The organism is Streptomyces sp. NPDC002643 (genome assembly GCF_053592555.1).
Genome location: NZ_JBSFVY010000078.1, coordinates 1 through 6210, shown reverse-complemented (window position 1 = coordinate 6210; position 6210 = coordinate 1). Strand labels below are relative to the sequence as shown.

The following is a 6210-nucleotide window of genomic DNA, read 5'->3' as shown; positions in this document are numbered from 1 at the left end:
ACCAGATCACCAACCGCGGACCGCCAGATTCCGCCCCGCCGCCACACCATCAGGCGACAACAGACCCACTCAAAGACTCACGAACCGCCCACTGACATGTGCGGCTCCGCCGCGATGGGGGTCCCTCCCGCTCGAGCGAAGCCGAGAGTGGGGGAGCGACCAGCCACAACGAACGCCGCAGCCCGCAACACAGAGAACCCCCCACCCCGAACCCGGACCAAACCCCCACTACCCAAGCGAGGATTTCACCACATCCGCCAACCGCCCAGCCACAGCCCGAGCCTGCTCGATATCGGCCGCCTCCACCATCACCCGCACCAACGGCTCAGTCCCCGAAGGCCGAAGCAACACCCGCCCATTCCCCCCCAGCTCGGCCTCGGCCTCAGCCACAGCCACTGCCAGCTCCACCGACGAACCGACCTTCGACCGATCCACATCCGGCACATTGACCAGCACCTGAGGCAGCCGCTCCATCACCCCGGCCAACTCCCGGAGCGTACGCCCGGTCGCGGCGACCCGAGCCGCCAGCAGCAGCCCGGTCAGCGTGCCGTCCCCGGTGGTCGCGTGGTCCAGCACGATCACATGCCCGGACTGCTCGCCCCCGAGCGCGTACCCGTGCTCCTTCATCTCCTCCAGCACATACCGGTCCCCGACCGCCGTCTGAACGAGCTTCAGCCCCTCCCGCTCCAGCGCCAGTTTGAACCCGAGGTTGGACATCACGGTCGCCACGACGGTGTCGCCCCGCAGCACCCCCCGCTCACGCATCGCGAGAGCGAGCACCGCGAGAATCTGGTCCCCGTCGATCTCGTTGCCCTCGTGGTCCACGGCGAGACACCGGTCGGCGTCACCGTCGTGCGCGATACCGAGCTGAGCGCCCTGCTCGACGACGGCGGCCTTCAGCAGCCCGAGATGCGTGGACCCGCACCCGTCGTTGATGTTGAGCCCGTCCGGCTCGGCCCCGATGGTGACGACCTCGGCCCCGGCCCGCCGGAACACCTCGGGCGACACCCCGGCGGCAGCGCCGTGCGCCTCGTCCAGCACGACCTTCAGCCCGTCGAGACGGTTCGGCAGTACAGACAGCAGATGGTCGACGTACCGCCCGAACCCGTCGTCGTACGAGCGGACGCGTCCGACGCCCGCCCCGGTGGGCCGGTCCCAGGGCGCCCCGGTGCGGTGCTCCTCGTACACCCGCTCGATCTTGTCCTCCAGATCGTCGGCGAGCTTGTGCCCGCCGCGGGCGAAGAACTTGATCCCGTTGTCGGGCATGGCGTTGTGGCTGGCGGAGAGCATGACCCCGAGGTCGGCGCCCAGCTCGCCGGTGAGGAACGCCACCGCGGGGGTGGGCAGCACACCGACGCGCAGCACGTCGACGCCCGCGCTGGCGAGGCCGGCCACGACGGCCGCCTCCAGGAACTCCCCGGACGCTCGCGGGTCCCGCCCGACCACCGCCACCGGCTTGTGGCCTTCGAACGTGCCCGCCTCGGCGAGTACATGTGCCGCCGCGACGGAGAGTCCGAGCGCCAGCTCGGCCGTCAGATCCGCGTTGGCGACACCGCGCACGCCGTCCGTGCCGAAGAGTCGTCCCACTGTGGTGTCCTCCGAATTGCTGAGAATGTACGGCTCGTACCCGATCCCGTACCAGGTGTCCCTGAGTGTCCCGGCACGCCCGGACCAAGTACATCCCCTGAGACTGTCCTCCCCCTATCGGGGTTGTAGCGGCAGTCCATGGATAAGCCTGCGATAAACGCCTGCCCCTGCTACGCAAACCGCCCCGGAGGCACAGGGATGTGCCTCCGGGGCGTTGCGTGCGGTGCGGCGAAGCAACAGCGCGAAAAGGGCGCTGATTAACGCTTGCTGTACTGCGGAGCCTTGCGGGCCTTCTTCAGACCGGCCTTCTTGCGCTCGACCGCACGGTCGTCACGACGCAGGAAGCCGGCCTTCTTGAGCGGGCCGCGGTTGTTGTCGACGTCGGCCTCGTTCAGCGCACGGGCGACACCGAGACGGAGCGCACCGGCCTGACCGGAGACGCCGCCACCCGCGATACGGGCGATGACGTCGTAGCGGCCTTCGAGCTCCAGCACCTTGAAGGGCTCGTTGACTTCCTGCTGGTGGACCTTGTTCGGGAAGTAGTCCTCGAGCGTACGCCCGTTGATCTTCCACTTGCCGGAGCCCGGGACGATCCGGACGCGGGCGATGGCGTTCTTACGACGGCCCAGGCCGGCGGCCGGCTGGGGCTCGCCGAAACGGGACGCCATGGACTCGGAGGTGTACTCGCCCTCGACGGCGACGTCCGACTCCGTGGTGTAGCTCTCGATGTCGAGCTCTTCGAAGGGCTGCTCGGCAGTGGTCTCGGCCACGATTCTCCTCAGATTCTCTTCAGCTTTAGGGGGTGGCCGGACTTACTGCGCGACCTGGGTGATCTCGAACGGCTGCGGCTGCTGCGCGCCGTGCGGGTGCTGGTCACCCTTGTAGACCTTCAGCTTCGAGAGCATCTGACGGCCCAGCGAGTTCTTCGGGAGCATGCCCTTGACGGCCTTCTCGACTGCCTTCTCCGGGTTCTTGTCCAGCAGCTCGTCGTAGCGGACCGAGCGCAGACCACCCGGGTAGCCGGAGTGACGGTAGGCCATCTTCTGGGTCCGCTTGTTGCCGGACAGGTGCACCTTGTCCGCGTTGATGATGATGACGAAGTCACCAGCGTCGACGTGGGGGGCGTAGATCGGCTTGTGCTTGCCGCGGAGCAGGGTCGCGGCGGTGGTGGCGAGACGACCCAGGACAACGTCCTGAGCGTCGATGACGTGCCACTGACGCGTCACATCGCCGGGCTTGGGGCTGTACGTACGCACGGTTCGTAGCCTTCGCTTCTTCAGTGAGGTTCCTGACAAGGTCACCGAAGACGATCACGACAGCCCTGACCGCACAGCGGTGACGCAAACCGCGTGCTGGTCGCTGGTCATCGGCCCGGCGGACCGGTGTAAGGCCTCTCACGTGAGAATGAGCAAGCCAGTACACACAACGAACCTTGAGCTTAGCCGGGAAGCCCCGGACGGGTCAAAACGACCGCCGTACGCCGGCCGGCCACGTCGGCCGCACCGTCCTGGCACGGCCGCCGCCCGGCACTCATACCGCCCCTGACCCGACCGCCGGGCGAACGGCGACCGATCACGCACCCGGAGCTTCGCCCCACCCACCCACAGTTGCCGTTTTTGCCCCCGCGTCCCTCATCACACTAGGGGCTCAAGTCCTTGCGGGAACTGCTCAGGACCCCCTTTCCCCCGTCTAAACTCCGTCCCATGAGCTTTGGGCAGGGGGGGTCCCAGTGGAGCCCCGGGGGTTCCCACAATCCGTGGGGCGATCAGTGGAGTTCCTCCAACAACCAGACCCCGGACTGGGCGTCACTAGCCGAGCAGTCCGAAACGCGCAACAGACGACGCCGCCTGCTGCTGATCGTCGGCGGCGCCCTCGCCACGGTGGGCATAGGTGCCGCCGTGGCCGTCGCCGTCGTCAACGCCAACAGCGGCAACACCACGGCGAACGGCCCGAACGACGTCCCGGCCACGGCGGACATCCCGAGCGCCAGCGCCAAGACGGACCCGTCGTTCGCCCCCACCACGGCCCCGCCCCCGCTGGACCCGAAGGACTTCATCTCCAGCGCGGAGAAGGACAAGGCGCCGATCAGCCCGGACATCCTCTTCCCGGGCTCCCAGCTGACCAAGCGCGACGACGAGGTCTACCGCAAGGGCCCCACGGCCTCGACGAAGGACTGCGCCTCGGCCGTCCAGGGAGCCCTCGACAAGCTCCTGACCGACAACGACTGCACCCGCTTCATGCGTGTGACCTACGAGCGGGACAAGATCGCGGTCACGATCGGCGTCGCCCTGTTCGACACCGAGGCCAAGGCGTCCAAGGTCAAGGACGGCTGGGACAAGAAGAGCACCATCGTCTCCCTCTCGGGCGACGGCGTCCCCGCCTTCTGCCGTACGACGTTCTGCCGTACGACCGCCAACTCCTACGGCCGCTACGCCTACTTCACCCTCTCCGGCTTCACCAACGGCAAGGACGTGACGGAGAAGGACAAGGCCGTCTTCACCGCCGGCGACGACCTCAGCCAGTCCACGTACGAGCAGATCCACCGCCGGGGCGAGGCCCAGGCGGCCGCCGCAGCCAACGAGCAGTAGCCCCTCTCCGGCCGCCGCCCGGGGTCAGCAGCAGCCACCCCCGGGCGCCCCCGGCAGGCTCCGCCGGTTCCGCGCCTCCTTGTTCCGCGCGGCCAGCAGCTCGTCGGCGGGATATCCGACCTCTTCCAAGGTCAGCCCGTGCGGCCGTACGACATGCACGGCGGAGTCCCGCGCCCCGGCGGCCAGCACCTTGGCCGGCCACTCGGCGCCCCGATGCCCGTCCCCCACGAACAGCAGCGCGCCGATGAGCGACCGCACCATGTTGTGACAGAACGCGTCGGCCCGCACGGTGGCGGTGACGATCCCGTCCTCCCCCCGCACCAGGCTCAGCTCCTGAAGCGTACGGATGGTGGTGGCCCCCTCCCGCCGCTTGCAGTACGCGGCGAAGTCGTGCTCGCCGAGCAGCCCCCGCGCCGCCTCGTTCATGGCGTCCACATCGAGCGGCCAGTCGTGCCACAGCACATGGCCGCGCAGCAACGGATCGACACCCCCGGGATTGTCGGTGACCCGGTACGCATACCGCCGCCAGACAGCCGAGAACCGCGCATTGAACCCCTTCGGCGCCTCCCGCAGCGCCCACACCCGTACATCCCTCGACAACCGCCCGGCAAGCCGCTTGAGCAGTTTCTCGTGATGCTCCCGCCAGACCTGCTCCGGCAGATCCACATGGGCCACCTGCCCCCGAGCATGCACCCCGGCATCGGTCCGCCCGGCGACGGTCAGCTCAAACGTCTCCCGAGACCGAGTGACCGTACGCAGGGCATCCTCGATCTCCCCCTGCACGGTCCGCCGCCCCCCGGCCTGCTTGGCCCACCCGGAGAAGTCGGTCCCGTCATAGGAGAGGTCGAGCCGGACACGAACAAAACCGGGCTGAACTTCATCACTCACCCGCGAATCCTCTCAGGTAAAGAAAAGCGGGCCCGCTCCTATACAGGAACGGGCCCACTCAAGCGCGCCCCGTCTTTAAGGGGCGCGGGGAACTGCGCGACCAGCCACAACGAAAGCCGCAGCCGCAGACAAACAGCCCCCGGCAGACGCTTAGGCGTCCTCGGACTCAGCGGCAGCGTCCTCGGCCTTGGTGGTGTCCACCTTGGCCTCAGCGGCAGCGGCGTCGGCATCCTTGGCGGCACGCTTGGTGGCGGCCTCGGCCTCACCCGTAGCCTGCTGCGCAACCGTCAGCGCCTCGACCAGCTCGATGACAGCCATGGGCGCGTTGTCGCCACGACGGTTACCGATCTTGGTGATACGGGTGTAGCCACCCGGACGGTTCTCGTACCGCGGGCCGATCTCGGTGAAGAGCGTGTGCACGATGCTCTTGTCCGTGATGACCTGGAGCACCTGGCGGCGGTTGTGAAGGTCGCCCTTCTTCGCCTTGGTGACCAGACGCTCGGCGTACGGCCGCAGACGGCGGGCCTTCGCCTCGGTGGTGGTGATACGACCGTGCTCGAACAGCGCCTTCGCGAGGTTCGCGAGGAGCAGCTTCTCGTGCGCGGCACTGCCGCCCAGACGGGCACCCTTGGCGGGCTTCGGCATTGTTCTTCTCCTGTATGTCTGCCCCGGCCGTATCAGGTACCGAGGTCAGTATCCGAGCGGGCGGTCGCCCGTCGGAGATCCGGAGTTCTCTTCGACTCCGGAGGGTCCGCGCCCCGTAAGGGGCGCGGGGAACTGCGCGACCAGCCACTACGGACCCGCAGTCAAAATCCGGCCGTCTCGCGGAGCGACTAGTACTGCTCGGTCTCGACAAACCCGGCGTCCGCGTCATCGTCGGCGCCAAACGCGTCAGCCGCAGCGGTCGGGTCGAACCCGGGAGGCGAGTCCTTCAGCGCCAGACCCATCCCGGCCAGCTTCGCCTTGACCTCGTCGATCGACTTCGCTCCGAAGTTGCGGATGTCGAGCAGGTCGGCCTCGGAACGAGCGACCAGCTCACCCACGCTGTGGATGCCCTCACGCTTGAGGCAGTTGTAGGAGCGGACGGTGAGCTCCAGCTCCTCGATCGGCAGGGCAAGGTCGGCGGCGAGCGCGGCGTCCGTCGGCG

7 protein-coding genes are annotated in these 6210 nt (G+C 68.2%); 1 reads left to right on the top strand and 6 read right to left on the bottom strand.

Translation table 11 applies throughout. From position 1 onward, the window contains the following. Positions 1-228: 228 nt before the first annotated feature. From glmM to rplM, 3 genes are all read right to left on the bottom strand, one after another. A complete protein-coding gene (glmM, locus tag ACWD4G_RS45540; protein WP_451304636.1) occupies positions 229-1587 on the bottom strand; it encodes a phosphoglucosamine mutase in 1359 nt (452 codons plus the stop codon). A gap of 257 nt (positions 1588-1844) precedes the next feature. After that, on the bottom strand, positions 1845-2357 hold the full coding sequence (rpsI, locus tag ACWD4G_RS45535) for a 30S ribosomal protein S9 (protein ID WP_451304634.1): 513 nt from the start codon (positions 2355-2357) through the stop codon (positions 1845-1847). A 42-nt stretch (positions 2358-2399) separates the two neighbouring features. Beyond that, positions 2400-2843: a 50S ribosomal protein L13 gene (gene rplM, locus ACWD4G_RS45530; protein ID WP_031034795.1), complete on the bottom strand. Its 444-nt coding sequence runs from the start codon at positions 2841-2843 to the stop codon at positions 2400-2402. Positions 2844-3290: 447 nt separating this feature from the next. On the opposite strand from rplM, the gene ACWD4G_RS45525 reads away from it, so the two are divergent. Then, on the top strand, positions 3291-4175 hold the full coding sequence (locus ACWD4G_RS45525; protein WP_451304632.1) for a hypothetical protein: 885 nt from the start codon (positions 3291-3293) through the stop codon (positions 4173-4175). Positions 4176-4199: 24 nt separating this feature from the next. Here ACWD4G_RS45525 and truA read toward each other — a convergent pair whose 3' ends face one another. The 3 genes from truA to ACWD4G_RS45510 all read right to left on the bottom strand — a co-directional run. Continuing rightward, entirely contained in the window at positions 4200-5063 is an 864-nt protein-coding gene (gene truA / locus ACWD4G_RS45520; protein ID WP_451304630.1) for a tRNA pseudouridine(38-40) synthase TruA, read from the bottom strand. A gap of 150 nt (positions 5064-5213) precedes the next feature. Further along, positions 5214-5708 (bottom strand): 50S ribosomal protein L17, encoded by a 495-nt coding sequence (gene rplQ / locus ACWD4G_RS45515; RefSeq protein WP_451304628.1) that lies wholly within the window; start codon positions 5706-5708, stop codon positions 5214-5216. 188 nt (positions 5709-5896) lie between these two features. After that, positions 5897-6210, bottom strand: a 314-nt coding sequence (locus ACWD4G_RS45510; protein WP_308812713.1) for a DNA-directed RNA polymerase subunit alpha C-terminal domain-containing protein, incomplete at its 5' end; no start/stop codon positions are given.

Coding starts and splice junctions, on each gene's coding strand:
- ACWD4G_RS45525 (WP_451304632.1), top strand. CDS start 3,291: ATGAGCTTTGGGCAGGGGGGGTCCCAGTGGAGCCCCGGGGGTTCCCAC.
- rplQ (WP_451304628.1), bottom strand. CDS start 5,708: ATGCCGAAGCCCGCCAAGGGTGCCCGTCTGGGCGGCAGTGCCGCGCAC.